Raw genomic sequence first — 24,236 nt, 5'->3', positions numbered from 1 at the left:
GCGGCGATTTTCCACAGCCCATCCGGAGCCCGCGTGTCCCTCTCGTCCCCCTCCCGGCCCCTGGCCGCACGGCCTGCCCGTACCGCGCTCGCCAGCGCATTGACCGCGGCCTTCGCCGCCGGCCTCGCCGCCCCGGCACAGGCCCAGACCGACGTGAGCCAGTTGCCGGCGGTCACGGTGAATGCCGCGCCCCTGACCGAGGAGACGCTGGTGAAGCTGAACACCCCGGTCAACAGCGGCGCGCTCGGCAGCCGCACCCAGCTCGAGACGCCGTTCTCGAGCACGGTGATCGGCAACGTGCAGCTCGAAGACAGCAACCCGTCCAAGCTGGGCGACGTGTTCTTCACGGATGCCTCGGTGTCCGACAACAGCGCGGCCTACGGGGCGTGGGCGAGCTACCTGACCGTGCGCGGCCTGCCGCTGGACTGGCAGAACTCCTATCGCATCGACGGCAATCCGTTTCTCAGCTACGTGACGACGCTGCCGTACGAGCAGTTCGACCAGATCGAACTGCGCAAGGGCGCCACGGGCTTCATGTACGGCTTCGGCTCGCCCGGCGGCCTGATCAACTACGTGACCAAGAAGCCCACCGACGTGCCGGTGCGCAGCATCGACCTGGGCTACACCAGCAAGGGCATCCTGCGCCAGCACGCCGACATCGGCGGGCGCGTCGGCGAGACCGGCGCCTTCGGCTATCGCCTGAACGCCACGCACGAAGAGGGCAACACCTACAACGGCGGCTCCATCTACCGCAACGCCTTCTCGCTGGCGCTCGACGCGCGCCTGAGCGAAAGACTGACCTGGGACTTCCAGTCGATCTACCAGGACCGCAAGGCCACCGACATCGAGCCGACCATCACGGTGTCGGGCCTGGACGGCGACCGGCTGCCCTCGCCGGTGCGCAACGACAACGGCAGGCTGGTGGGCGGCGGCAGCTACGCCGACAACGACTTCCGCTACTACGCCACCGGCCTGAAATACCAGTTCAACGACGACTGGTCGGCGCGCGCCACCTACAGCTACAGCACCACCAAGACGCGCCGCAACGAATCGGTGCTGAGCCTGCTGGATCGCGCCGGCAACTACGACAACTACCGCTCCGACTACGGCGAAGGCTATGGCTTCAACCACTGGTCCGGCATGGTCCAGGGCAAGTTCGCCACCGGTGCGCTCGCGCACGAAGTGGTGTTCGGCGCGTCCTGGCAGAAGCAGAAGAACGACTACAGCAACGACGGCTTCTACGGCCTGGTGGGCTCGGGCAACCTCGGCCAGCAGAATCCGCACGACTACTACAGCCAGGGCCAGCTCCATCTGTATCGCGCGGCCGAGATCACGCAGAAGGCCATGTTCGCCAGCGACACGATCGACCTCACGCACGGCTGGTCGTTCCTGGGCGGCGCGCGCATCACCGACTACCAGCAGCGCAGCCTGAACAACGACGGCTCGACCAATCCGGGCTATCGCAAGAACGGCGTGGTCACGCCGACGCTGGCGCTGATGTACAAGATCACGCCGCGCACCATGGCCTATGGCAGCTACATCGAGTCGCTGGAGCAGGGCACCTCGGTCGGCATCAACTACAGCAACTACGGCGAGCTGACCAAGCCGCTGAAGAGCCGCCAGTACGAGCTCGGCATCAAGACCGACCAGGACGGCTGGGCCGCCACGGCGGCGCTGTTCCGCATCGAGCGCAAGGCCGAGTTCGGCCAGCCCGACGCGGCCGGCGGGCTGCCGACCTGGGTCCAGGACGGCAAGTCGATCTACCAGGGCCTGGAGCTGGCCGCGTCCACGCGCCTGGGCGCCAACTGGAACGTCGGCGGCAGCCTGATGCTGCTCGACTCCGAGTACAAGCGCTCGGCCGCCAACGAGGGCAACCGGGTGGCCGGCGCGCCGAAGTTCATCGCCGCCGCGCAGCTCGCCTACAGCGTGCCGCAGGTCCAGGGCCTGCGGCTGCGCGCCGACGTGAAGTACACCGGCGCCACGATGGTCGACGCCGACAACGACGTGCAGGCCGACGGCTACGCGCTCGTGAACATCGGCGCCACCTACGACACCCGCATCGCCGGCTACGACACGACCTGGCGCGCGGGCATCAACAATCTGTTCGACAAGAAGTACTGGCTCTACCAGTCGGCCGACTACGTCAAGGCGGGCGACCCCCGCGTGTACATGGTCAGCGCCACGGTCAGGTTCTGATCCCCTCCGGCCCGCCGACGACGCCAGCGCATCGCGCTGGCGCTTTTCATGGCGCGGCGCAAACGCCAAACCGCGGCGGATTGCAAGCCCCGGGCCGTGCTTCGGCACAAGCGGTAGCACTTTCAATGCCTGCAAAACGACTCATGCAACTTGTTGCACTCAAATTTGTAACTCCGCCGCGCTTAGGCCATAGACTTTTCCGCGAGCACCCGTGAGAGGCGGGTCAAAGTTTCAGTGGAGAAGCGAAAGATGGCACATAACAATCCAACAACAGACAACGCATCGCTGACAGACAAGGCCCCGCTCAAGCGGGTGATGGGCCCCAAGCTGCTGCTTCTGTTCATCGTGGGCGACATTCTCGGCACCGGCGTGTATGCGCTCACCGGGCAGGTCGCCGCCGAGGTGGGAGGCGCGGCCTGGCTGCCGTTCCTCGTGGCGTTCGGGGTGGCGCTGCTCACGGCGCTGTCGTACCTCGAGCTGGTGACCAAGTATCCCAAGGCGGCGGGCGCCGCGCTGTACGTGCACAAGGCCTTCGGCGTGCACTTCCTCACGTTCATCGTGTGCTTCACGGTGATGTGTTCCGGCCTGACCTCGGCCGCCACGGCCTCGCAGGCGTTCGCCGCCAATCTGTTTGCCTCGTTCGGCATCGAGGCCGAGAAATCCTGGATCACGCTCGGCGCGCTGGGCTTCATGACGCTGGTCATGCTGATCAATTTCCGCGGCGCCTCCGAGAGCGTGAAGGCCAACGTGGTGCTCACGCTCATCGAGCTGAGCGGCCTGATGATGGTGATCGTGCTGGGCTTCTACGCGATCGCCGGCGGCCAGGCCGACTTCTCGCGCGTCATCGCGTTCGAGACGCCCGAGGACAAGAGCGTGTTCCTGGCCGTGACCTCGGCCACCGCGCTGGCGTTCTTCGCCATGGTGGGTTTCGAGGACTCGGTCAACATGGCCGAGGAAACCCACGAACCCAACCGCATCTTCCCCAAGGTCATGCTGACCGGCCTGGGCATCACGGCGGTGATCTACGTGCTGGTGTCGATCTGCGCGGTGGCGCTGGTGCCGGTGGGTGAGCTGGCCAAGACCTCCACGCCGCTGGTGCTGGTGGTCAAGACCGCGGCCCCGGGCCTGCCGACCGAATACATCATGCCGGTGATCTCGATGTTCGCCGTGGCGAACTCGGCGCTCATCAACATGATGATGGCCAGCCGCCTGCTGTACGGCATGTCGCGCCAGGGCGTGCTGCCGGCCTTCCTGGCGCACGTGCACCGCCGCAACCAGACCCCCTGGACCGCGATCCTGTTCACCACGGCCATGGCGTTCGCGCTCATCATCCTGGTGTCGCTGAGCGATTCCGAGGCGATCCGCGCGCTGGGCGGCACGACCGCGCTGCTGTTGCTGGGCGTGTTCGCCTTCGTCAACGTGGCCGTGCTGGTGCTGCGCCGGGACCAGGTCAAGCACGAGCATTTCCGCATCAACCGGGTGGTGCCGTGGGCCGGCGCGGCCTTCTGCATTTTCCTGGTGCTGCCGGTCACCGGCCGCGACGTGATCCAATACCAGGTCGCGGGGTGGCTGCTGCTGCTGGGCGTGGTACTGTGGGGCGTCACCTGGCTGGCGCACCGCAACGAAAAGATGCGGATCGACCCGGCCGAGATCGAGAGCTGAACCACCGTCACCTGACATCGAGCAGCGGCATGGCGCGGCGCGAGCCGCGCCATGTTTTTTTCCGGAGGATCGTATGGCCCTGCACCCGCAACAAACCGCGATTGCCGCCGAGCTCGGCGTGGCCGCGCATTTCGATGCGCCCGCCGAGATCGAGCGCCGCGTCGCCTTTCTCGCCGACTACCTGATGCGCACCGGGCTCTCGGGCTACGTGCTGGGCATCAGCGGCGGCGTCGATTCGCTGGTCGCCGGCCGGCTGGCGCAACTGGCGGTCGAACGGCTGCGGGCGCACGGCCACAAAGCCACCTTCATCGCGGTCCGGCTGCCGTATGGCGAGCAACGCGACGAGGCCGAGGCCGCGCGCGCGCTCGAGTTCGTGGCCGCCGACGAGTCGCTGCGCGTGGACATCGCCGGTCCGGTCGAGGCCCAGCGCGAGGCGCTCGAGGCGGCCGGCCTGGCGTATCGCGACGAGGCCCAGGAAGACTTCGTGATCGGCAACGCCAAGGCGCGCCAGCGCATGATCGCGCAGTACGCCATTGCCGGCGCGCGCGGCTGCCTGGTGATCGGCACCGACCACGCCGCCGAGGCGCTGATGGGATTCTTCACGAAGTTCGGCGACGGCGCGGCCGACGTGGTGCCGCTGTCGGGCCTGACCAAGCGGCGCGTGCGCGCGCTGGGGTCGGCGCTGGGCGCGCCCGAGGCGCTGGTGATGAAGGTGCCCACGGCCGACCTCGAAACGCTCAAGCCGCTGCATCCCGACGAAGAGGCGTTCGGCATCGGTTATGCGCAGATCGACGAATTTCTCGAAGGCAAGGAGGTCGACCCGGCCATCGCGCGCCGGCTGGTCGAGGTGTTCCAGGCCACCGCGCACAAGCGGGCCCTGCCGGTGGCGCCGCCCGCGCCCTGAGCCGCTCATCGGGGGCCGCCGGGGTCTTGCCCCGGTGGTGCAGGGGCGGGCATGCCGCGATAGGCGATTGCGCACGCAACTGTTATGCTCGGGCCCCATCCGGGCGCCGGCGTCCGCCACTTTTCCCTCGAGATGAAGAACAGCAGAGCCAGCGGCAGCGTCACGGTCGACGATGTGGCCGCCCACGCGGGCGTGTCGATCAAGACGGTCTCCCGGGTGCTCAACAACGAGCCCAACATCAGCCCCAAGACGCGCGCCCATGTGCAGGCCGCGATGGCCGAGCTGAAGTACCAGCCCAATCCCTGGGCCCGGCGCCTGGCCAGCAAGCGCTCGGACCTCGTCGTGCTGCTCTACGACAATCCCAGCGACAACTACCTGATCAACGTGCAGCACGGCGCGCTCGATGCGTGTCGGCAGTATTTCCACAGCCTGCTGCTGCATCCGGTCGATTACCGTTCGCCCGCGCTCGCCGACGACGTGCTGCAGCTGGCGCGCCAGCGCGCCTGTGCCGGGCTCGTCCTCACGCCGCCCGTGTGCGACGTGCCGGCCCTGATCCAGGCCTTGGATGCGTCGGATATTCCGTTCGTGCGTCTCGCGCCGTTCACGCCGAGCGCGCGCGGACTCTCGGTGCACACCCCCGACCGCCACGCGGCGCGCGAGATGACGGCGCACCTGATCGCGTCCGGGCACCGCCGCATCGGCTATGTGAAAGGGCATCCGGACCACGGCGCCGCGCACGAGCGCCTGCTCGGGTTTCGCGATGCGATGACGGCCGCCGGCATCGCCGTGGACGAGTCGCTGATCGAACAGGGCCTGCATTCCTTCGATTCGGGCGTGCAGGCCGGGCGCCGGCTGCTGGCCCACGGGCAGCGGCCCAGCGCGATCTTTGCCGGCAACGACGACATGGCCGCCGGCGTGCTGTATGCGGCGCACGGCGCCGGGGTGTCCGTGCCGACGCAATTGTCGGTGGCGGGCTATGACGACACGCCGCTGTCGCAGCAGACCTGGCCGGCGCTCACCACCTTGCGCCAGCCGATCAAGGCCATGGCGTTCGCGGCGGTGGAGCAGCTGGTGTCGCGCACGCCCGACGGCGCGTCGCGCACGCTGGACTTCGCGCTGGTGGTGCGCGACTCGACCGGGCCCGCCCTGGCCTGAGCGGCGCGGGCGTCGCGTCGCGCGCGACCGGCGCGTGATGCGCGCGCGATGCGTGCGCCGTCAGCGCGGGATCGGGCAGATGCAGGCCGGCGAGGCCAGTGCCAGCGCTACGCCCACGGGCTGCAACGCGCCGCTGTCGGCGGCGATGGCATGCACGCGGATGCGGTGCTCGTCTTGTGCGGCCGACAGCAGGAAGGCTCCGTCGTGGCTCAGCGCGAAATCGCGCGGCGTGCGGCCGCCGGCGTCGTAGTCGCCCGCCAGGTGCGGGCGCCCGGCGCCGTCGAGATGCAGCAGGGCGATGCGGTCGACGCCGCGGATGCTGGCGTAGAGCCAGCGCCCATTGGGATGCGCATGCAGGGCGGCGGGCAGGGCGGCGGCTGGCGCCGCTGCGCCCGCCGCTGCGCCCGCCGCTGCGCCCGCCGCTGCGCGCGCCTGCTCCGGTAGCGCCGTGGTGGCGTAGGGGCCGCCGCCGGGCGCGTCGGGATCATAGGCCGAGACCGTGTTGTCGAGTTCGTTCACCACATACAGCCGTCCGGCGTGGGCGAGCGCGTGGCGCGGCCCCGCGCCGGGCGCCGCCGTCCAGGTGCGCACCGGGGCGCCATCGCCGTGCGGCGCATGCAGCGTGATGCGGTCGGTGCCGAGGTCGCAGGCCACGATGCCGCGCGAGGTGGCGAGCGCGCAATGCAGGTGCGAGGCCTCCTGGCGCGCGGCGACGGGGCCGCTGCCCTGGCCGTGATAGGCCCAGGCGGCCGCTGTCGGCAGGCCGGCGTCGTCTGTGCGCAGGCACAGCAGCTCGCCGGAACCATAGTGCGACACGCACAACAGGCCGGCGTCTTCGTGCAGGCTCACGTGGCAGGGGTCGGCGCCGGCCAGCGGCCGCACCTGCAGCAGCGACAGCGCCGGTGCGGCGTGCGGGTGGGGCGCGAGCGCATACACGGCGAGCGCCGCATCGTGCGCGCGCTCGCTCACGGCGTAGAGGCGGGTGCCGGCGCGGTTGGTGCAGAGGTAGGAGGGATTGGGAATGTCGTTCGCGCTGGCCAGCAGGCGCAGCTGCGCCGTGGCGGGATCGAGCGAGATCAGGTGGATGCCCTGGCCTTCGCCCGCGACGTGGGCCAGCTTTTCGGTGTAGGTGCCCACCGCGTAGGTATGTGGGGCTGCGTGCATCGGGCGCTCCGGCAGTCAGGGGAAGGCCCGGGCCGACGCTGCCGGCCCGGGCCTTCCACCATAGCGGAGACGGCGCGCCTTGCCCAGGGCCGGGCCGCGCGCGCCGGACGCCTTTACTTGAAGCGGGCGGCGTTGTCCTGCAGGGCGGTGTCGGCGCATTGCGCGTCGAGATGTCCGCCCGGGGCGCCGGCCACGCCGACCGCGCCGATCACGGCGTCGCCGGCCTTGATGGGCACGCCGCCGCCGAGCAGCAGGAAGCCCGGGATGTCGGTGAGATTGGCCGCGCCGGGGTTCTTCTGCGAATTCTCCATCATGGCCAGCGTGGGCGCCTTCGCGGACACCGAGGTGTAGGCCTTCTGGCGGCTGGCCTCGACCGTGTGCGGGCCGGCATTGTCGTGGCGGGACAGGGCCTTGAGCACGCCGGCACGGTCGACCACGGCCGCGGTCACGTTGTAGCCCTTGGCCTGGCAGGCGGCGACCGCCGCGTCGGCGACGTGGCGCGCGTCCTCCAGCGAGACATTCTTTTCGGTCAGCACGGCGGCCTCCGCGGTGCCGCACAGGGCCAGCGCGGCCAGCAGCAGGGAAGGTTTGAACATGGGAGTCATCCTCGTAAGCAAGAGACTCCAGCTTAGGGACGCGCCACGGATCGCGGTATTCGTCCGGCTACGCTGCCGCCTCCGTAGCGCTACGGAGGCGTGGGCTCGCCGTCGAGCAGCAGCGCGTACTGGCGGATCAGCTGCGCCAGCGAGCCCACCTCGAGCTTGGTGAAGACGTTGGCGCGATAGGTCTCGACCGTGCGCGGCGACAGATCGAACTCGCGCGCGATCTCCTTGTTGGCCCAGCCCTGCGCCACGCGCTGCGCCACCTCGTGTTCGCGGGCCGACAGCCGCGCGATGCGGGCGCGCGCCGCCTCGGTGATGGCGGCGCGCTCGCGGCTGGCGATGTGGCCGCGCACGGCGGCCTGCACCGCGTCGAGGAACACGTCGTCGTCGACCGGCTTCTGCAGGAACTCGATGGCGCCGCCCTTGAAGGCGCGGCGGCACAGGTCCACGTTGGCGTGGCCGGTGAGCATGATGACGGGCAGGTCGCTGTGCGCGGCCAGCTGCGCCAGCACGTCGAGGCCGCTGATGCCGGGCATGCGGATGTCCAGCACCACGCAGCCGATGGCCTGCGCGTGCGGCTCGGCCAGAAAGCGCAGCGGGTCGGCGTAGCCCGCGCTGCGCAGGCCGACGCTGCGCAGCAGCAGCGCGAGCGCGTCGCGCACCGCGTCGTCGTCGTCGACCAGATAGACCACCGGGGTGTCGGGCGGGGTGGCGCTCATGGGCGGGTCTCCAGGGGCAGGCTGAGGGTGAAGCAGGCGCCGCCTTCGGCGCGGTTGGCGGCCTGCATCCGGCCGTCCATCGAGCCGGCCAGCGTGTCGCACAGGGTCAGGCCCAGGCCCATGCCCTGCGCGCGCGTGGTGTAGAAGGGCACGAACAGGTGCGGCAGGTCGGCCTCTGCGATGCCGGGCCCGTTGTCGCACACGCTGAAGCGATAGCGGCCGTCCTGCACCTCGCCGCGCAGCGCGATGCGGCGCGGGCCCGGATGGGTGGCGAGCGCCGCGATGGCGTTCTGCACCAGGTTGTGCAGGATCTGTTCCACCGCGACCGGATCGCCGAGCGGTCGCGCGGCGCCCGCGGCCGGCGTCCAGTCGAGCGCGATCTGGTGCCGCGCCAGCTCGGGCTCGCACAGAAAGGCCAGCTGGCGCGCCAGCGCATCGGGCGAGAGCGGCTCGCGCGTGGCCGGCGCGCCGTTGCCGACGAGCGCGCGCAGGCGCGCGATGATGTCGGCGGCGCGGCGCGCCTGCTGCGCACTGGCGTCGAGCGCCTGCCGTACCGAGGCGGCCTCGTCGGGATCGTCGAGCAGGCGTTGCGCGGCGCGGGTCTGGGCCAGGATGGCGGTGAGCGGCTGGTTGAGCTCGTGGGCGATGCCGGCCGCCATCTCGCCCAGCGTGTTCAGGCGCGCCACCGCCGCCATCCGTGCCTGCTCCGCCTGGCGCCGCGCGTGGCGGCGGCTGTGCTGCCAGTAGCGGGTCGCGGCCACCAGCACCGCGCTGAGCAGCGTCCAGGCCGCCCACGCCGCCCAGGGCCAGTCGGCCGGGCCGAGGCGGCGCGCGGCCTGCATCAGGAAGGGCTGGCTCGCCGAGCCCAGCGGCTTGGCGATCTGCAGCAGCGGTCCGGCCGGGGCGGCGTGCGGCGCCGCGCGCAAGGGCAGCGGCTCGGCCTGCACGGCCAGGGTGAGGGTGCCGATGTCGGCGGCGATGTCGGTGGGCGCGAGCAGGCGCTGCGCATCGATCAGCATGCTCCACGACGAGGGCGCGACGAGCCAGTAGCGGCGCGCGTCGAGCGGCACGGTGACGGCGTGGCCGCTGGCGGCGGCCCGCGCGAGCGCGGCGTCGAAGCCGTCGGGGGGCGGCGCGCTGCCCTGCCAGCCCTGCGGCGCGCGCCAGCCCAGCGCCAGCAGCTCGTACATCGCGGGCTGCAGGCTGGGCAGCAGGCGGTCGGGCGCGGGCGGATGCGACAGCGCGGCCAGCGTGTCGAGCACGGCCTCGTGCTGCACGGCCTTCTGGCTGAGCATGCGGTGGGCGATGCTGGCGCCCTGCAGGAAGCGGTCGCGCTGCGCGCCGTAGTCGAGGCGGCCCAGCACCGCGATGCCGGCCAGGCTCAGCAGCAGCCACGCGCCCACGCTGCGCCAGCGGAAGGGAATGAGTGTCACGATGGGCCCATTATCGCAGCGCCCGCGCGCGGCCGGTCTCCGTAGCGCTACGGAGACGCCGGCCCGCCGGGCGGCCCGGCGCCGTCTGGATAAAGCCGCCCGCAACCCCTACACTTTCTCTTTTGGCCGCCGTGCGCGGCCTGTCCGCCAGAGCGTGCCGACCCATGGATCTGCCGTTTCCGATACGCCAGGAGTGCCCGCCGGGCGCCTGTGATTGCGAGCGCGACCAGTTGCTGGCCGCGCCGCAGGGCGACCTGCGCATCCTGCGCCTGACCCGCGACGAGGAAAAGCGCCTGATCCAGCGCATCGAGGCGGCCGCCTCGCTTACCGACCTGCGCCGGCTGGGCGGCAAGATGGAAGAGCTGCTCGGCATCGTGGTGCGCTTCGCGCCGGGGCCCAACGAGGTGCGCACCGCGCGCGGCATCGTGATCGACATCCAGTTCCGCCCGGGCCTGTGCCGCAAGACGCGCCAGAGCATCCCGGCGGCGATTCGCCGCTGCCTCGACGCGCGGCCCGAGATCATGTTCGAGCTGCTCAACGAGCACGACCTGCTGCGCGACGCCTGACTGCCGTTCTGGCCTATGTGAAATATAGGCGTGGCCTATTGGTGACGAGGCCGTGGCGCCCCTAGAATGCCTGGATCCGCCGCGCCCGACGCCCGGCGGCACAACCAGGATTCTCCAAGGGGTTTGCCATGACGCTGTCCGCCGACGCGCGCATCGATATGAAGCGCTATCTTCAAACGCTCGACACCTCGTCGGGCATCGGCGTGGGCCGTGAGAACGGCCTGGCCCGGCTCGCGCTGACCGACGCCGACCGCGACATGCGCGACCAGTTCGTGCAGTGGTGCCGCGACGCCGGCCTGACGGTGCGGGTCGACGGCGTGGGCAACATCTTCGGCCGCCGCGAGGGCCGCGAAGACCTGCCGCCGGTCATCATCGGCAGCCATCTCGACACCCAGGCCAACGGCGGCCGCTTCGACGGCATCGTCGGCGTGCTCGGCGCGCTGGAAGTGGTGCGCACGCTCAACGACCTGGGCCTCACCACGCGCCGTCCGATCGAGATCGTGGACTGGACCAACGAGGAGGGCAGCCGCTTCGCGCCGCCCATGATCGCCTCGGGCTGCTACGTGGGCGCCTACGACGTCGAATGGGCCTACGGCCGCCGCTCCGACGACGGCCCGACCTTCGGCGAGGAGCTCGAGCGCATCGGCTACAAGGGCAGCGAGCCGGTGGGCGGGCGCGAGGTCGACGCCTATTTCGAACTGCACATCGAGCAGGGCGACGTGCTCGACCGCGCCAACAAGCAGGTCGGCGTGGTGACCCACGGCTACAGCTCGCACGGCGTGCTGGTCGAGTTTCGCGGCGAGACGGCCCACGCCGGCCCCTGGCCGATGGCCAAGCGCCGCAACGCGCTGGTGGCGGCCGCGCGCATGCTGACCGAGGTCGATGACATCGGCTGGGAGTTTGCCGGCACCGGCGGCAAGGCCACGGCCTCGCGCCTGGTGGCCTGGCCCAACAAGGCCGGCATTCTGTCGGACTGGGCGGAGGCGATCGGCGACGTGCGCCACGAAAGCCCGCAGGCGGCCGAGGCCATGCGCGACAAGATGCTGCGCGGCGTGGCGCAGGCGGCCGCCAAGACCGGCTGCGAGTATCGCATCCTGGACCAGTGGCAATGGGGCGGCTACATCTTCGACGACGCCATGGTCGGCATCGTGCGCGACAAGGTCGCCGCGTTGAACTACAGCACCGCGGACCTGCCCAGCCAGGCCGGCCACGATGCGTACTTCATGGCGCAGAAGTTCCCCACGGCGATGATCTTCACGCCGTGCCGCGACGGCATCACGCACAACAACAACGAGCTGGCCACGGTCGAGGACATGGAGCCGGGCCTGAACGTGCTGCTGCACGCCGTGGTCGAGCGCGCGGACCGCGCTTGAGCGGGCGCCGGGGTGATCTAATGGCAGGCAGGCGCGGCCAGCCGGGCGGCGCCGCCCTCCTGCCCGCCGCCATGGAATCACCGCTGGACTCGCTCGACTGGAACCTGCTGCGCACCTTCTTCGTGATCGTCGAGGCGCGCAGCCTGACGCAGGCAGCGCGCGAGCTCGGCATCCGCCAGCCCTCCGTGACGCAGGCGCTCAAGCGGCTCGAAGACAGCCTGGGCTGCACGCTCATCGTGCGCGGCAGCCGCCGCTTCGAGCTCACCCGCTACGGCGAGATCCTGTATCGCGAATGCGAGCTGATGATGCGCAGCGCCGCGCGCATCGGCGAGAAGCTCGCGGGCGCGCAGGCCGACCTGACCGGCCTGGTCAAGCTGCTGCTCATCACGGCCGTGCAGTACGCGCCGCTGGATGAGGCGCTGGCCCGGCTGCGGCGGCGCTATCCCTCGGTCAATATCGAGATCGAGATCGTGAGCAGCCCGCAGGCGGTGCGCGCCGTGTCGCAACGCATCGCGCCGATGGCGCTGTGCCTGCTGGCCCAGCCCATCGCGGGGCTGAACTGCCGGCTGCTGATGCGCGAGGAGTTCGGCATCTACTGCGGCCCCACGCATCCCTGGTTCGGCCGCGACGACATCACGCTGGAGCAGCTGCGCCAGGAGCCGCTGGTGGCCTTTTCGGTGAGCAAGAAGGGCGGCGTGATGGAGCCCATGCTGGCGCTGGGCGACGGCGCCGGCCTGGGCCGCCGCATCACGGGCAGCAGCACCGACATCGGCGCCGTGCTGCGCATGATCGTGGCCGGCGTGGGCATCGGCGTGCTGCCCAGCGCGGCCGCCGATCCCGACCTCCAGGCCGGCCGCCTGTGGCGCTTCGCACCCGCCGGCCTGACCCTCGGCGCAGACCTCCACCTGATCACAAATCCGGCCTTCGTGCCGGAGCCGGCCGAGGCGCGCTTCCTCGAGATTCTCGAGGAGTGCGTCGCCGAAGCCGAAGCCCATGAGGGCTGAGCCGGCCGAGGCCCGCGAGGGCTGAGCCTTCCCGTCTCAGCCCATCAGCCGCCGGAACGCGAGCCGTGCGGCGCTGTCGAGCGCATAGCCGATCACGCCGATGATGATGACCATGGCCATCAGCTCGGAATAGGCCAGCCGGTCGCGTGTGTCCAGGATGAAGTAGCCCAGCCCCGCCGACACGCCCAGCATCTCGGCCGGCACCAGCACGATCCAGACGATGCCGATGGCCAGGCGCAGCCCGGTCAGCACATGGCCCAGCACGCCGGGCAGGATCACGCGCAGCAGCGTTTCGCTGCGGCTGGCGGCCAGGCTGCGCGCCAGTTGCAGCCAGCGCCGGTCGAGCTGCTGCACGCCGGCCGCGGTGTTGATGATGATGGGCCAGACCGCGGCGAAGGCGAGCAGGAAGTACACGGGCTGGTCGCCCACGCCCAGCACCATCACGGCGATCGGCATCCACGACAGCGGCGAGATCATGCGCATCAGCTGGAACGTCGGCGTGAGCGCCGCGTCCACGCTGCGCCACGCGCCGATGGCCAGGCCAAGCGGCACGCCGATGGCGAGCGCCAGGGCCAGTCCCACGAACACGCGGCGCAGGCTCACCATCACGTGCAGCGGCAGGTCGGAGTCGCGCAGCAGCAGCAACAGGCTGTCCCAGGACGCGCCCGGTGCGAAGCGCGTGGCCAGGCTGCCCGGCTTGACCAGCACCGCCGTGGCGAGCCACCACAGCAGCACCACGCAGGCCAGGCCCGCCACGCCGAGCAGCAGCCGGCGCAGGCCGGCGCCGCGCGCGGCGGCCGGGGCGACGACGGAAGAGGCGGACGGCTCAGGCACTGATGGTTTCCATGCGGGTGTAGGAGTCGGCCACGCCGAACCTGGTCAGCCCGCCCATCGACTCGATCGCGCGCTTGACGTAGCGGTCGTCGACGAGGTCGCGCGCGGCGTGCTTGGGGTCGAGCTCGGCCAGGAAGCCGCGGTCGGCCTCGATCACGGTGGACTTCAGCTTCTCCACCAGCGCCTCGGTGTAGCTCGGATACGGGTAGGGCTGGAAGTCGATGCGCTTCTCGTCCCACTCGGGGTGATGGATCACGCCCGAGGCCAGGTAGGCGGCGCGATCGGAGGCGGGCGGTGCCAGCACCTTGTTGAGCGCCTCGATCGGATGCGGCGTGTAGCGGTTGGGGCCTTCGCGCGACAGCAGGCGGGCGGTCTCGGCGCGGTTGTCGCGCGTCCAGAGCTGGGCGCGCACGATCGCGTTCACCACGCCCTGCGACCATTGCGGCCGCTGTTCGAGGTCGCGCTCGTGCATGAAGACCACGCAACAGGCGTGATCGCGCCACACGTCGCCGGTGAAGCGCAGCACCTTGCCCACGCCGAGATTCTCGGCCACGGCGTTGAAGGGCTCGGCCACGATGTAGCCCGCGATCTGGCCGGAGGCGATGGCGGGCGGCATGTCGGACGGCGCCATCACGACCAGGTTCACCTCGTTGGCAGCGGGCTTGCCCTGCTTGCGCGACACCGGCGTCAGGCCGTTTTCGCGCAGCAGGTGCTGCAGCACGACGTTGTGGATCGAATACCAGAACGGGATCGCCACGGTCTGTCCGCCCAGGTCGGCCACCTTGTTCACGGCCGGCGCCACGGTCAGGCCCGAGCCGCTCATGTGGTTCCAGGCCACGACCTTGGCCGGCACCTTGCTGCCGTAGCGCGCCCACACGGTCATGGGCGTGAGCAGGTGCACCACGTTGACCTGGCCCGAGATGAAAGCCTCGATGATCTGGGCCCAGCTGCGCAGCAGGGTCGGCTTCTCGGCCTTGATGCCGGCTTCCTCGAAATATCCGTTGTTGTGCGCGACCAGCAGCGGCGTGGCGTCGGTGATCGGCAGGTAACCGATGCGCAGCGGCGCGTCGGGCTCGGCCTGGGCGCGCGCGTTGAAGGCGGACAGCAGCGGCAGCGCGCCGCCGGCGGTGAATAGCGACGCGAGCTTGAGCACGTCACGACGTGACAGTTGATCGATGGGCATCGACGTTTCCTTCGCGAGACAGGGAGTGGGCCGGGATCTCCGGCGAGGGGTCCGCGCCCGGGCGCATGGCCCGGCGCAGCTGTTGCAGGATCTCGATGCGCAGCGCGCCGAGCTCCTGGATGCGGTCCGCCCGCGGCTGGGGCGTGTCGATGCGCCAGCGCCCGATCACGTGGGCGGGGTGGCCGCCGAGCAGGACGATGCGATCGGCCACCAGCAGGGCCTCGTCGATGTCGTGGGTGACCAGCAGCGCGGCGGCGCCGACGTCGTCGCGCACGCGCAGCAGAAGCTGCTGCATGTCGGCGCGCGTCACTTCGTCGAGCGCGCCGAAGGGCTCGTCGAGCAGCAGCACGTCGGGCTGGCGCGCCAGGCAGCGCGCCAGCGCGGTGCGCTGGGCCATGCCGCCGGAGAGCTCGGCAGGCTTGCGGCGCCGCGCGTGGCCCAGCCCGACCTCTTCGATGGCGGCGTCCACGCGCGCCTGGCGCTCGGCGCGCGACAGCGTCGGCTGGCTGCGGAAGTCCAGGCCGAACGCGACGTTCTTCTCGAGCGTGAGCCAGGGCAGCAGGCTCGGATCCTGGAACGCGACCGCCAGGCGCGGGTGTACGCCCGCGATGGGCTGGCCGCGCATGGTCACGCGGCCGCCCGAGGGCGCCTGCAGGCCCGCCAGCACGCGCAGCAGGCTGGACTTGCCGGAGCCGCTCGCGCCCAGCACCGCCACGATCTCGCCGGCATCCAGCGCCAGGTCGACACCGGCGAGCACCGGGGCGCTGCCGGCATAGCCGACCGCGACCGCCTCGGCCGCCAGCAGGGGAACGGGCTGCGCCGCGCTCATGCGGTGGCTTGCGCGTCGAGCGCGCGGCGCTTGGCGATCTCGCCGCGCAGCTGCACCAGGCTGGGCGTGACGATGGGCAGGAAGGCCGATTCGCGCCAGCGCCGTTCGAAGCCCGGCCGCTTGTGCTTCAGGTAGGCGGCGCCGCCATGCGTCTGCAGCTCGAGCTGCACGGCCTCGGCCGCCAGTTCGGCCAGCGCGATGCGCAGCTCGAACAGCGCCATCGGCTGGGTCTGGAAGCGCCCGTCGAGCACGCCCTCGATCAGTTGCGCGCGCAACGTGTCGAGCGTCGCAACCAGTGTTTGGGCGGGGTCCGACAGCACCGGGCGCGTTGCGCCGCCCGCCAGCACCTCGCGCAGCGCGCGGCGCGCCAGGCCGATCGACAGCCCGCATTGCAGGCCCGCGAAGGCCGGCCGCACCTTGGGCAGATACTGCGTGGCCTGGCCGTGGATGAGCAGGGCCGGGCCGGCCGGCGCGTCGGCGAGCCGGATGGCGGCGGTGTGGCTGGATTGCAGCGCGATCAGCGACAGGTCGTCGGAGCGGGTCAGGCCGGGGGTGTCGTCGGGCAGCGCGACGATGGCCGTGCCGCCGTCGGGCGCGCGCACCGCGGCCGCGACCACGAAGTTGCCGGGCCGCAGGTTCGTGACCCACGGCATCTGGCCGTCCAGGCGCCATTCGCCGGGCGCAGTCTCGCGCGCCTCGATCTGCAGGGCTTCGATGCCGCACAGGAACTTCATCGCGTTGGACAGGCCGGTGGCGCCGGCCAGCGTGCCGTCGAGCAGCGCCGGCAGCCAGCGCTCGCGCATCGCCTCGTTGGGCGTGTGCAGCAGGTATTCGATGAAGGTGCGCTGGCCCCAGAACATGAACGCTGCCGCCACCGATTCCTCGGCGACGGCGGCGATCGCGTCGATCGCCGTGCCCGTGTCGCTGCCGTCCACGCCGCCCCAGGCGCCGGGCACGCCGAGCCGGAACACGCCGGCCGCGCCGAGGGTCGGCGTGACGGCATCGGCGGCTTGCGCGCCCGTGTCGAGCGCGTCGGCGCGCGCGGCGAGCCAGTCACGCAGGTCGGCGGGGAGGGGAGTGACTACGCTTGCTTGTGCCATTCGTAATCCTGCAGTTGCGGGTTGAGCGGGGTCTGGGCCAGCACGTTGGCGAAGTTGCAGATGGTGGCCAGGCCGATCCCCACGATAACCTCCAGCGCCTGGCCTTCGGTGTGGCCGGTGGCGAGGAAGTCTGCCAGGACGGCGTCGCTGACCTTGCCGCGCGTGGCGATCACTTCGCGCGTGAAGCGGGCCAGCGCCTCGAGCTGGGCGTCGGGCAGGGGCTGGCCGGCGCGCAGCGCGTCGACCACGGCCGCAGGCAGCTTGGCCTTGTTCAGGCCCAGGGCGGTGTGGCCCGCCACGCAGAAATCGCAGCCGTGCGTGGTGGCGGCGATGAGCTGCACCACCTCGCGTTGCGGCAGCGTGAGGCTGGCGCGCGCGTTGATCGCGGAGAGGGTCTGGTACGCTTCGAGCGCGACCGGCGCGTTGGCGAGCACGGCCAGCAGATTGGACAGGAAGCCGGCGCTCTGCTGCGCGGCCTGCAGCGCCGGGCGCGTCGCTTCGGGCGCAGTGTCGGGGGTGTGGAGCGTGAGACGGGCCATGAGAGCATCCTTTGGGCTGAAGGTTCGAGTCAGGCATCCATTGTGGTTGCGGCATGTGGCCTGAACAATACACGGCAGTCCCTCATTTATGCGTGATCGTATCCACCATGAGTCATGAGCAAATAACCGCCAGTGCGGGTGCGCACGCGCCCGAGGCCCTCGAAGACCTGCTGCTCAGCGGCCTCGAGGTGCGCGCCTCGCTGTTCCACGTGGGACAGTACTGCGGCCGCTGGGAGGCCAGCCTGGCGGGCCGCCAGCGCGCCGGGTTCCACCTGGTGGTGCGCGGTCAGTGCTGGCTGCATGCGCCCGAGGCCGAGCCGGTGGCGCTGGCGCCGGGCGACGCGGTGTTCTTCCTGCGCGACACGCCGCACATGCTGGCGCCGCGGGCGTCGCGGCCGGACTTCGGCGCGCCGCTGGCGCGCCAGGACATGCTGCCGCTGTCCGACGCGGTGGCCGACGGCGTCGGCCTGGTGTGCGGCTTTCTCGATTTTTCGGCGGGCCTGAGCCAGCTGCTGATCCAGTCGTGGCCCGACTGCATCGTGCTGCGTGCGCAGGACGCGCGCTTCGAGGGCGCCCGCGCGCTGCTGGACCTGCTGCTCGCCGAACTGGCGCGCAGCCCCGACGCACGCTCGCCGCTGATCGCGCGGCTGATCGAGCTGCTGCTGTTCTATACGCTGCGCCATCACGCGCGCTACGACCCGCACGCGCACGGCCTGCTGGCGCTGGCCAACGACGCGCAGCTCGGTCCGTTGCTGGCCGCGCTGGTCGCGGCGCCGCAGGCCGACTGGACCCTCGATGCCATGGCCGCGCACGTGCACATGTCGCGCGCCAGCTTTCACCGCCGTTTCACGCTGCTGACCGCGCTCACGCCGGCGCAGCTGCTCCTCTACGTGCGCATCCAGACCGCCTGCCAGGCGCTGGAGCAGGGGGCCAGCGGCGCCCAGGCCGCCGAGCGGGCGGGCTACCAGTCGGAGGCCGCGTTCGCACGCGGGTTCCAGCGCGTCATGGGCGTCTCGCCGGCGGCCTGGCGGCGCGCCCGCACGGGCGCCGCGGCGGTGCGTGAGCAGCCCGCGCGCGGCTGAAAAAAAGGGCTTTCCGGAAACTGTGTTACGCGAGCGCGCGAACGGACGCGGGCGCGCCTGCGCGCGCTCGCGCGTCGCAGGCGCGAGTGCGAGCGGGTACACGCCGGTGCGCGCGATCGCGCGCGCGTCGCGCTGGCGCGTCCGTGCGTTGGCGCGCCCACGCCCGCGCGCGGGCGCCCGCATCAAGCTGTCGCGCGCATAAAAGGTTTGCTCGGAAATTGGTTGCGCATGCAACCAACTCGGCCAAGACCCGAAATCCGGACTCAGGGATTTCCCTCTTTTTTGTGGTTTTTGTTGGCGCAGGCGCACTTTTTCGCGCCAGTGAAAGGCGATCGCAAGTTTGAGTTTTTAGACTCCTGCTTCAGTCGAAAGTCAGCTTCGCTTAAGACCTGCGTCAGATAGAAGCATCACAACAAGGGAGATTCGGGGTATGCAGCCGGATAAAAGCGTCGTCAGACGCGAGTGGTGGGCCGGAGGGGCCATGGTGGTCCTGGGCCTGGGAGCATTGCTCCAGGCGATGACTTATGAGCTGGGCACGCTGGCCCGCATGGGGCCGGGCATGTTCCCGGCGATCCTGGGCGTGGTGCTGATCCTGCTGGGCGCCCTGATCGCGAAGATGGGCAAGTCGCCGCTGAACGCGGAAGACGAGCACGAGCCCGAATCGCCGCCCGACTGGCGCGGCTGGGGCTGCATCGTCGGTGGCCTGCTGGCCTTCATCCTGGTCGGCAAGTACGGCGGCCTGGTGCCCGCCACGCTGATCCTGGTGTTCGTCTCGGCACTGGGCGACCGCGCGCAGACGCTGCGCGGCGCCGCGATCCTGTCGGTGGCCGTCACGCTCCTGGGCGTGCTGGTGTTCTCCTGGGGCCTGCAGCTGCAGTTCCCGCTGTTCCGCTGGGGTTGAGCATGGAAATCATCGACAACTTGATGCATGGGTTCTCGGTCGCATTCGCGCTGGAGAACCTCGCCTGGGCCGCCTTCGGCGTGTTCATGGGCAACCTGATCGGCGTGCTGCCCGGCATGGGCGTGCTGGCCGCGATCTCGATCCTGCTGCCGCTCACCTACACCATGACGCCGACCGCGGCGCTGGTGATGCTCTCGGGCATCTACTACGGCTCGCAGTACGGCGGCGGGATCACCTCGATCATGCTGAACCTGCCGGGCACCGCCTCGCACGCGGTGGCCTGCCTCGACGGCAATCCGCTGGCGCGCAACGGCAAGGCCGGCTCGGCGCTGTTCATGCTGATGTTCTCGTCGTTCTGCGGCGCGTCGGTCGGCATCCTGGCCATGATCCTGTTCTCGCCGCTGCTGGTCGAGGTCGCGTTCCGCTTCGGCCCGGCCGAGTACTTCTCGATGATGATGCTGGGCCTGCTGGCCGGCGCCACGCTGGCCAAGGGCTCGGCGATCAAGGGCGTGGCGATGGTGGTGCTGGGCCTGCTGCTGGGTGTGGTCGGCACCGACGTCAACACCGGCACGATGCGCTTTCACTTCGGCATCCTGGAGCTCTCCGACGGCCTGCAGATCGTGGCGCTCGCCATGGGCCTGTTCGGCGTGGCCGACTTCCTGCGCAACATCAATCGCGTGGGCGGCGACAGCCGCGTCACCGCGACCAAGATCAGCATGAAGTCGATGCGTCCGGAAGCCGGCGACATCAAACAGTCGCGTGGCGCGCTGGTGCGCGGCACCGCCATCGGCGCCGCCTTCGGCATCCTGCCCGGCACCGGGCCGACCATCGCCTCGTTCATCTCGTATGCGGTGGAGAAGAAGGTCGCCCGCGAGCCGCGCCGTTTCGGCCGTGGCGCGATCGAAGGCATCGCCGCACCCGAAGCCGCCACCAGCGCATCGACGCAGACCAGCTTCATCCCGACCATGAGCCTGGGCATCCCGGGCGACCCGGTCATGGCGCTGATGCTGGGCGCGCTCATCATCCACGGCATCCAGCCGGGTCCGCAGATGATGATCGAACACGCCGACATGTTCTGGGGCCTGATCGCCAGCTTCTGGGTCGGCAACGTGCTGCTGCTGTTGCTGAACCTGCCGCTGATCGGCATGTGGGTGCGCCTGTTGACCGTGCCGTTCCGCTTCCTGTATCCGGCCGCGCTGTTCTTCGTCTGCGTCGGCGTCTACAGCACCAACAACAACCTGTTCGATGTGGGCATGGTGACCTTGTTCGGGGTGGCGGGCTACGGCCTGATGCGCCTGAAGTTCGAACCCGCGCCGCTGCTGCTGGGCTTTGTGCTCGGGCCCATGGTGGAAGAGAACTTCCGCCGTGCGCTGCTGCTGTCGCGCGGCGAGATGTCGATCTTCGTCACGCGTCCGATCAGCCTGGGTTTCATCCTGGCCTGCGTGGCCCTGATCACGCTGCTGGTGGTGAGCGCGATGCGCCAGCGCGCGCGCCGTGCCGAGATGCCGCAGCCGGCCTCGCAGAACCCCTGATCTTTCGGCTTTGCACGAAAACCTCGCCGCGCCTCCGGGTGCGGCGAGGTTTTTTCGTCCGTGGACGAACCGTTGCGGCCGCAACGGGGTGATTGATCCATCGGTGGAACGACCCGTTCCATTGAAGTGTTTGAAACTTAAAAGTCTTTGATCCTAATTAAGTGTCGGGTCATCAGGGTTTGTACTGAGCTTCCGCGACGCCTACTGTGTCCATGGAGCTGGCGCGACATCGAAGGATGGGCGTGCAGCAAAGCCCTTCCGACTCCCTGCCACGTCAGCGTTGAACCACGTTGATCCGGTAGGGAGACGATCATGAGAAACGCGAAACGCGGTGCCGCGACGGCACGAAGGGCTGCAGGCGGTGCCTGTAGGAAGGGCGCACGGCGCCCGGGGCGGCTGATGCCGCTGACGCTGGCCGTGTTGCTGGCCCTGAGCGGCCTGGCCCAGGCCCAGAGCACGGTGTATGTGGCGCCGGGCTTCTACGACGACGGTTTCACGGCGAAGGCGGGCGATCCCACCCTGGTGATCCAGGGCGACACCACCATCTCGCCGTCTTTTCCCGTGCCGGCCCAGCAGGGCCTCACGGGCGTGCAGGTGAAGGCGGGCGGCCACATCATCGTCGGCCCCGCCACCGCGCCGGTGTGGATCAACATCAAGGGTGACGAGGTCGACGGCCTGTATGTGGCGGGCGGCAACCTGGAAGTGCGCCAGGGCGGCACCTATGTGTATGCCCAGGCGGCCAACACCGGCAAGACCGTGCGCGGCATCTACAACGTGGGCGCCAGCGCGGCCTCGCGCTTCGACGGCACCCAGGTGTACGTCACGACCGACTGGGCCAGCTCCGATGCGCTGCGCACCTATGGCGCGCAGGCCAGCACGGTGTTGCGCGACTCGACCCTCACGACCCTGCGCGACAACTCGTATGGCGCCCGCAGCTGGGACGGCGCGCAGATCCGGATGCAGGACACGCACGTGCGCACCGAAGGCGCGTCCTCGCACGGCGTGATCGCGTCCGGCGCCGGCACCCGCACGCAGATGCAGGGCGGCTCGGTGACGACCACCGGCGCCGGCAGCTACGGCGTGTACGCCTTCGGCGGCGCGCGCATCGATACCGACGGCACCGTGATCCACGGGCAGGGCACCAACGGCTACGGCGCGATGGTGATGACGGGCGGCACCTATACGGCGACCAACTCCAGCATCACCTCGGATCAGCAGATGGCCCTGTACTCGCGCGACTCCACGGTCGTGCTCGACAACAGCACGCTGCTGTCCAAGGCCGCCGGCCGCCATGCCGTGCTGAACTGGGATGGCGACCTGAGCGTGAACGGCGGCTCGATCCGCAGCGAAGGCGACAACGCCCACGCCGTGTGGGCCTACGGCGGCCGCACCGACATCAACGGCGCCTACCTCGTCACGCAGGGCGCCGCGGCGCACGGCGTGGTGGCCCAGGCGGGCGCAAATCTCACCTTCGGCCGCGCGGGCGACTGGGGCACCTGGGTGCAGACCACCGGCACGGGTGCCGACGCGGTGCGGGTGTTGGCGGATGCGGGCGGCATGCAGGCCACCGGCGCCTGGTTCGACGCGCGCGGCGCGGGTTCGCACGCCCTGCGCGTGGACGGCGCCGCGAGCGGCACGGCCAAGTCCATCGGCCTGTCGCAAAGCTACCTCAGCGCCACGTCGGGCAGCGCGCTGCACGCGCAGTCGGGCCGCTCCGCGATCGACCTGCAGGGCTCCTGGCTGCGTGGCGGCGATTACGCCATCACGGCCGGCCCCACGGCCACCACCGCGATCCGCGCCGATGCGACGCGGATCGACGGCGGCGCCTCGGTCGCGTCGGGCGGCTCGCTCGGGCTGCACCTGAGCAACGGTAGCCTGTGGAACATGCAACGCGACTCGACCGTGAGCGAGCTGGGCAACGACGCCAGCCTGATCGATCTGCGCTCGGCCGCGCCCGCCGGCGCGCCCACCGCCGCCGCGTCGTACCAGACCCTGAACGTCACGAACGGCTACCAGGGCGCCAACGGCGTGCTGGCCGTCAACACCTGGCTCAATCGCGGCGGCGCCCTGGCAGACCAGTACACCGACCGCCTGCTGGTGGGCGGCAACGCGACCGGCACCACCGGGCTGCGCGTGACCGCCGTGGACGGCAGCCCCGGCGGCCCCACCGCCGACCCGCACAGCCTCGGCAGCCACGAAGGCATCTCGGTGGTGCAGGTCGCGGGCAGCGCGGGCATGCAGAGCTACACGCTCGAAGGCGGCTACGCCCCCGCGCACTCCTCGCCCTACGCCTACGGCCTGTACGCCTACGGCCCGGGCTCGACCTGGGGCGCGGCCGATCCGGCGCAGAACCTGGTCGGCAACGCGCATGGCTACTGGGACTACCGGCTGCAAAACACCTACGTCGCTCCGGACGGCCGCTTCGGCCCCGACCCGGAAGACGGGCGCCCGGCGCTGGTGCCGCAGGCGCCGTCTTACCTGAGCGCGCCGCTGGTGCTGCAGTACGCCGGCTTCACGGACCTGAACGCCCTGCATCGCCGCCTCGGCGAAATCCGCGATGACCGCGCGCTCGGCCTCGATGGCGGTAACGGCGAAGCCTTCTTCCGCGCCTATGGCGGCGACTTCTCCTACGGCAGCAACCGCGCCTGGCGCGACTACGGCTACGACTTCAAGGGCGACTACGGCGCCGTCCAGCTGGGCGGCAATCTCTACACCGCCGCCTCGGACACCGGCATCTGGCGCTTCGGCGTGGCCGGCTCGCTGGGCTGGCTGCAGTACCGCCCGGACGCGGTCGACGGCAACAGCCGCACGCGTGCAGACACCTACCGCGCCTCGGGCTACGCCACCTACCAGAGCACGCAGGGCTGGTATGTGGACAGCATCGTGTCGTACGGCTGGTTCAACGGCGACGTGCGCACGGATGCGCGCGGCAAGGCCCTCGGCCTGCACGGCCAGAGCTACGCCGCGTCGGTGGAAGCGGGTTATCCGCGCCCCTTGGGCGCCGGCCTGAACCTGGAACCGCAGGCGCAGGTGATCGCGCAGCATCTGCGCTTCAACCGCGGCACCGACGTGGACGGCCTCTCGGTCGACCTCGGTTCGCAGACCCAGGTGCTGGGCCGGTTGGGCGCGCGGCTCACGCGCCCGTTCGATCTCGACAGCGGCCGCGTCACGCCGTATGTGGGGGTGGACGTGCTGCACGCCTTCAACGGCGCTAGCGACGTGAAGATCGGCGACACGCGCATGCGCACCGGCCAGTATGGTGACTCGCTGCAGTTCTCGCTGGGCGTGACCGGCACGGTGAGCGACCGCCTGTCGCTCTATGGTCAGGTGGCGCGCCAGCAGGCCCTCGGGGGCAGCGGCATCGACGGCTGGATCTTCAACGGCGGCCTGCGCTGGAGGTTCTGAGCGCCGGCTTGCGCCGCAATGAACGAGGCCCACCGCGAGGTGGGCCTTTGGTT

At 70.5% G+C, this 24,236-nt stretch carries 20 protein-coding genes; 11 read left to right on the top strand and 9 right to left on the bottom strand.

Translation table 11 applies throughout. The annotated features are described in order from the left end of the window. Nucleotides 1-60 precede the first annotated feature (60 nt). From CEG14_RS21725 to CEG14_RS21710, 4 genes are all read left to right on the top strand, one after another. The gene (locus tag CEG14_RS21725) at nucleotides 61-2,196 is read left to right on the top strand and encodes a TonB-dependent siderophore receptor (protein ID WP_373454225.1); all 2,136 of its coding nucleotides are present in this window, start codon (nucleotides 61-63) and stop codon (nucleotides 2,194-2,196) included. Nucleotides 2,197-2,445: 249 nt separating this feature from the next. Further along, a complete protein-coding gene (locus CEG14_RS21720) occupies nucleotides 2,446-3,858 on the top strand; it encodes an APC family permease (RefSeq protein ID WP_094828480.1) in 1,413 nt (470 codons plus the stop codon). Nucleotides 3,859-3,931: 73 nt separating this feature from the next. Beyond that, nucleotides 3,932-4,762: an ammonia-dependent NAD(+) synthetase gene (nadE, locus tag CEG14_RS21715; protein ID WP_094828479.1), complete on the top strand. Its 831-nt coding sequence runs from the start codon at nucleotides 3,932-3,934 to the stop codon at nucleotides 4,760-4,762. A gap of 132 nt (nucleotides 4,763-4,894) precedes the next feature. Further along, entirely contained in the window at nucleotides 4,895-5,917 is a 1,023-nt protein-coding gene (locus tag CEG14_RS21710; protein ID WP_094828573.1) for a LacI family DNA-binding transcriptional regulator, read from the top strand. 60 nt (nucleotides 5,918-5,977) lie between these two features. Here CEG14_RS21710 and CEG14_RS21705 read toward each other — a convergent pair whose 3' ends face one another. The 4 genes from CEG14_RS21705 to CEG14_RS21690 form a co-directional block, all read right to left on the bottom strand. Continuing rightward, nucleotides 5,978-7,081 carry a lactonase family protein gene (locus CEG14_RS21705; RefSeq protein WP_094828478.1) on the bottom strand — a complete coding sequence of 368 codons (1,104 nt, stop codon included), beginning with the start codon at nucleotides 7,079-7,081 and terminating at the stop codon, nucleotides 5,978-5,980. A gap of 113 nt (nucleotides 7,082-7,194) precedes the next feature. Further along, on the bottom strand, nucleotides 7,195-7,677 hold the full coding sequence (locus tag CEG14_RS21700; protein ID WP_094828477.1) for a GlcG/HbpS family heme-binding protein: 483 nt from the start codon (nucleotides 7,675-7,677) through the stop codon (nucleotides 7,195-7,197). A gap of 89 nt (nucleotides 7,678-7,766) precedes the next feature. After that, entirely contained in the window at nucleotides 7,767-8,402 is a 636-nt protein-coding gene (locus CEG14_RS21695) for a response regulator transcription factor (RefSeq protein ID WP_094828476.1), read from the bottom strand. Further along, nucleotides 8,399-9,835 (bottom strand): sensor histidine kinase, encoded by a 1,437-nt coding sequence (locus CEG14_RS21690; RefSeq protein ID WP_256985893.1) that lies wholly within the window; start codon nucleotides 9,833-9,835, stop codon nucleotides 8,399-8,401. The genes CEG14_RS21695 and CEG14_RS21690 overlap by 4 nt, the downstream gene beginning before the upstream one ends. Before the next feature lie 164 nt (nucleotides 9,836-9,999). On the opposite strand from CEG14_RS21690, the gene CEG14_RS21685 reads away from it, so the two are divergent. The 3 genes from CEG14_RS21685 to CEG14_RS21675 all read left to right on the top strand — a co-directional run bounded on the left by CEG14_RS21685 (nucleotide 10,000) and on the right by CEG14_RS21675 (nucleotide 12,778). Then, nucleotides 10,000-10,401, top strand: a complete 402-nt coding sequence (locus CEG14_RS21685) for a hypothetical protein (protein WP_094828474.1) — start codon at nucleotides 10,000-10,002, stop codon at nucleotides 10,399-10,401. Nucleotides 10,402-10,529: 128 nt separating this feature from the next. After that, nucleotides 10,530-11,774: a Zn-dependent hydrolase gene (locus CEG14_RS21680; protein WP_094828473.1), complete on the top strand. Its 1,245-nt coding sequence runs from the start codon at nucleotides 10,530-10,532 to the stop codon at nucleotides 11,772-11,774. 71 nt (nucleotides 11,775-11,845) lie between these two features. Further along, nucleotides 11,846-12,778 (top strand): LysR family transcriptional regulator, encoded by a 933-nt coding sequence (locus CEG14_RS21675; protein ID WP_218831351.1) that lies wholly within the window; start codon nucleotides 11,846-11,848, stop codon nucleotides 12,776-12,778. A 36-nt stretch (nucleotides 12,779-12,814) separates the two neighbouring features. On the opposite strand, the gene CEG14_RS21670 is transcribed toward CEG14_RS21675, so the two are convergent. The 5 genes from CEG14_RS21670 to CEG14_RS21650 are packed head-to-tail and all read right to left on the bottom strand — an operon-like array spanning nucleotide 12,815 to nucleotide 17,263. Continuing rightward, entirely contained in the window at nucleotides 12,815-13,612 is a 798-nt protein-coding gene (locus CEG14_RS21670) for an ABC transporter permease (RefSeq protein ID WP_217904378.1), read from the bottom strand. Further along, nucleotides 13,605-14,795, bottom strand: a complete 1,191-nt coding sequence (locus CEG14_RS21665; RefSeq protein WP_094828471.1) for an ABC transporter substrate-binding protein — start codon at nucleotides 14,793-14,795, stop codon at nucleotides 13,605-13,607. The genes CEG14_RS21670 and CEG14_RS21665 overlap by 8 nt, the downstream gene beginning before the upstream one ends. After that, nucleotides 14,767-15,624 carry an ABC transporter ATP-binding protein gene (locus tag CEG14_RS21660; protein WP_094828470.1) on the bottom strand — a complete coding sequence of 286 codons (858 nt, stop codon included), beginning with the start codon at nucleotides 15,622-15,624 and terminating at the stop codon, nucleotides 14,767-14,769. The genes CEG14_RS21665 and CEG14_RS21660 overlap by 29 nt, the downstream gene beginning before the upstream one ends. Continuing rightward, the gene (locus tag CEG14_RS21655; protein ID WP_094828469.1) at nucleotides 15,621-16,724 is read right to left on the bottom strand and encodes an acyl-CoA dehydrogenase family protein; all 1,104 of its coding nucleotides are present in this window, start codon (nucleotides 16,722-16,724) and stop codon (nucleotides 15,621-15,623) included. The genes CEG14_RS21660 and CEG14_RS21655 overlap by 4 nt, the downstream gene beginning before the upstream one ends. Further along, on the bottom strand, nucleotides 16,706-17,263 hold the full coding sequence (locus CEG14_RS21650; RefSeq protein ID WP_094828468.1) for a carboxymuconolactone decarboxylase family protein: 558 nt from the start codon (nucleotides 17,261-17,263) through the stop codon (nucleotides 16,706-16,708). Before CEG14_RS21650 ends, CEG14_RS21655 begins: the two co-directional genes overlap by 19 nt. Before the next feature lie 107 nt (nucleotides 17,264-17,370). On the opposite strand from CEG14_RS21650, the gene CEG14_RS21645 reads away from it, so the two are divergent. The 4 genes from CEG14_RS21645 to CEG14_RS21625 all read left to right on the top strand — a co-directional run bounded on the left by CEG14_RS21645 (nucleotide 17,371) and on the right by CEG14_RS21625 (nucleotide 24,183). Then, nucleotides 17,371-18,345: an AraC family transcriptional regulator gene (locus CEG14_RS21645; RefSeq protein WP_094828467.1), complete on the top strand. Its 975-nt coding sequence runs from the start codon at nucleotides 17,371-17,373 to the stop codon at nucleotides 18,343-18,345. Nucleotides 18,346-18,775: 430 nt separating this feature from the next. Further along, a complete protein-coding gene (locus CEG14_RS21635; protein ID WP_094828465.1) occupies nucleotides 18,776-19,246 on the top strand; it encodes a tripartite tricarboxylate transporter TctB family protein in 471 nt (156 codons plus the stop codon). Between the two features lie 2 nt (nucleotides 19,247-19,248). Further along, nucleotides 19,249-20,778 (top strand): tripartite tricarboxylate transporter permease, encoded by a 1,530-nt coding sequence (locus CEG14_RS21630; RefSeq protein ID WP_094828464.1) that lies wholly within the window; start codon nucleotides 19,249-19,251, stop codon nucleotides 20,776-20,778. A 399-nt stretch (nucleotides 20,779-21,177) separates the two neighbouring features. Next, nucleotides 21,178-24,183, top strand: coding sequence for an autotransporter family protein (locus tag CEG14_RS21625; RefSeq protein WP_094828463.1), 3,006 nt, complete (start codon nucleotides 21,178-21,180; stop codon nucleotides 24,181-24,183). Nucleotides 24,184-24,236 lie beyond the last annotated feature (53 nt).

Origin of the sequence: Bordetella genomosp. 1, assembly GCF_002261335.1 — a bacterium.
GTDB lineage: Bacteria > Pseudomonadota > Gammaproteobacteria > Burkholderiales > Burkholderiaceae_B > Bordetella.
Note: the sequence above shows the minus strand (reverse complement) of the source record. Positions and strands in the feature narration are given on the sequence as shown.